Here is a 1,509-nt window from a genome sequence, read left to right as displayed (position 1 = left end):
TCCTCGGGTCTCCGCGACGGAGCTACGCTCCTGCTCCGCCCGTGGATGACGAAGGCGGGGAGGCTTCGGCCAATCCCGAATTGTCTCCAATCAGGGCACGTGACAAGCGCCTCCGCATCGACTATATGAGCCTCATGATCAACCTGACCGCCACATATTGGTACTTTAGGAGCTCGCTGGCGGCGGGAGGATTGCGCTCGATCTGAAGATTGCAGCAACAAGATCCGAACAGCCGCCATACCTGGCGGCTTTTTTGTTTCAGCCGGCAGGTTTCCTCTAAATCAAAGAGGAGCATGATCTCGTCCGAAAACCGCTTCACGCTTTTCGGCATCATGCTCTCGACAGGAGCAGAAAGCCGTGTTGACCACCACAGACGATCTCCGGGTCAAGGAAATCCGAGAACTGAGTACGCCGGACGAGGTGATGCGGGAGATCCCGCGCACTTTGACGGCGACGCGCACCGTCAGCGCATCGCGCAACGCAACCCATGCCATCTTGAACGGTACCGACGATAGGCTGCTCGTCATCGTCGGCCCGTGTTCGATCCACGATCCGGTCGCCGCCGTCGACTATGCCAGCCGTCTGGCGGCGCTGCGCGAGAGCCTGTCGGACCGGCTGGAGATCGTGATGCGGGTCTATTTCGAGAAACCGCGCACGACGGTTGGCTGGAAAGGCCTGATCAACGATCCCGACCTCGACGGCAGCTTCAACATTGACAAGGGGTTGCGGATGGCACGCAACGTGCTGTCTGCCGTCAACAATCTCGGCCTGCCGGCAGCGACCGAATTCCTCGACATGACCACGCCGCAATACATTGCCGACCTCGTCGCCTGGGGCGCGATCGGCGCGCGCACCACGGAGAGCCAGATCCACCGCGAACTCGCCTCGGGCCTCTCCTGCCCGGTCGGCTTCAAGAACGGCACCGACGGAAATCTCAGGATTGCTGCCGAAGCTGTGAAATCGGCCGCCCAGCCGCATCATTTCATGGCGGTGACCAAGGGCGGGCGCAGCGGCATCGCCACGACCACGGGCAATGAGGACTGCCACGTCATCCTGCGCGGCGGCGTTCAGCCCAACTATGACGCGGCGAGCGTCGAAGCCGCCGCTGTGGAACTCGCCCGCATCGGCGTTGCGCCCAGGCTGATGATCGATGTGAGCCACGCCAACTCGGCCAAAAGGCCCGAGAACCAGCCCAAGGTCGCGGCAGATGTCGCCGGCCAGGTCGCGGCAGGCGACGAGCGCATCATCGGCCTGATGATCGAGAGCAATCTCGTCGCCGGCCGGCAGGACGTGGTGCCGGGCAAGCCGCTGCTCTATGGCCAGAGCATCACCGATGGCTGCATCGACTGGGCGACCACCGAGACGGTGCTGTACGGCCTTGCCGGCGCCGTCGAGTGGCGCCGCTCGGCACGCCGCGCCATGATCGACAACCGGCAGGGAGCCGCTTGAGCCACTATTGCCGGCCTTCGCCCGGCACGGACCCCCACCCCTAACCCCCGCCCACAAGAG

General features: G+C 63.8%; 2 protein-coding genes. Both read left to right on the top strand.

Going from position 1 to position 1,509, the window contains the following annotated elements:
• A partial coding sequence (locus EOB59_RS35795; protein ID WP_206622107.1) for a hypothetical protein occupies window positions 1–206 on the top strand: 206 nt, incomplete at its 5' end.
• Between the two features lie 151 nt (window positions 207–357).
• A complete protein-coding gene (locus tag EOB59_RS34765; RefSeq protein WP_128290300.1) occupies window positions 358–1,449 on the top strand; it encodes a 3-deoxy-7-phosphoheptulonate synthase in 1,092 nt (363 codons plus the stop codon).
• The last annotated feature ends 60 nt before the right edge of the window (window positions 1,450–1,509 follow it).

It is taken from the genome of Mesorhizobium sp. M7A.F.Ca.MR.176.00.0.0, assembly GCF_004023165.1.
GTDB lineage: Bacteria > Pseudomonadota > Alphaproteobacteria > Rhizobiales > Rhizobiaceae > Mesorhizobium.
Note: the sequence above shows the minus strand (reverse complement) of the source record. Positions and strands in the feature narration are given on the sequence as shown.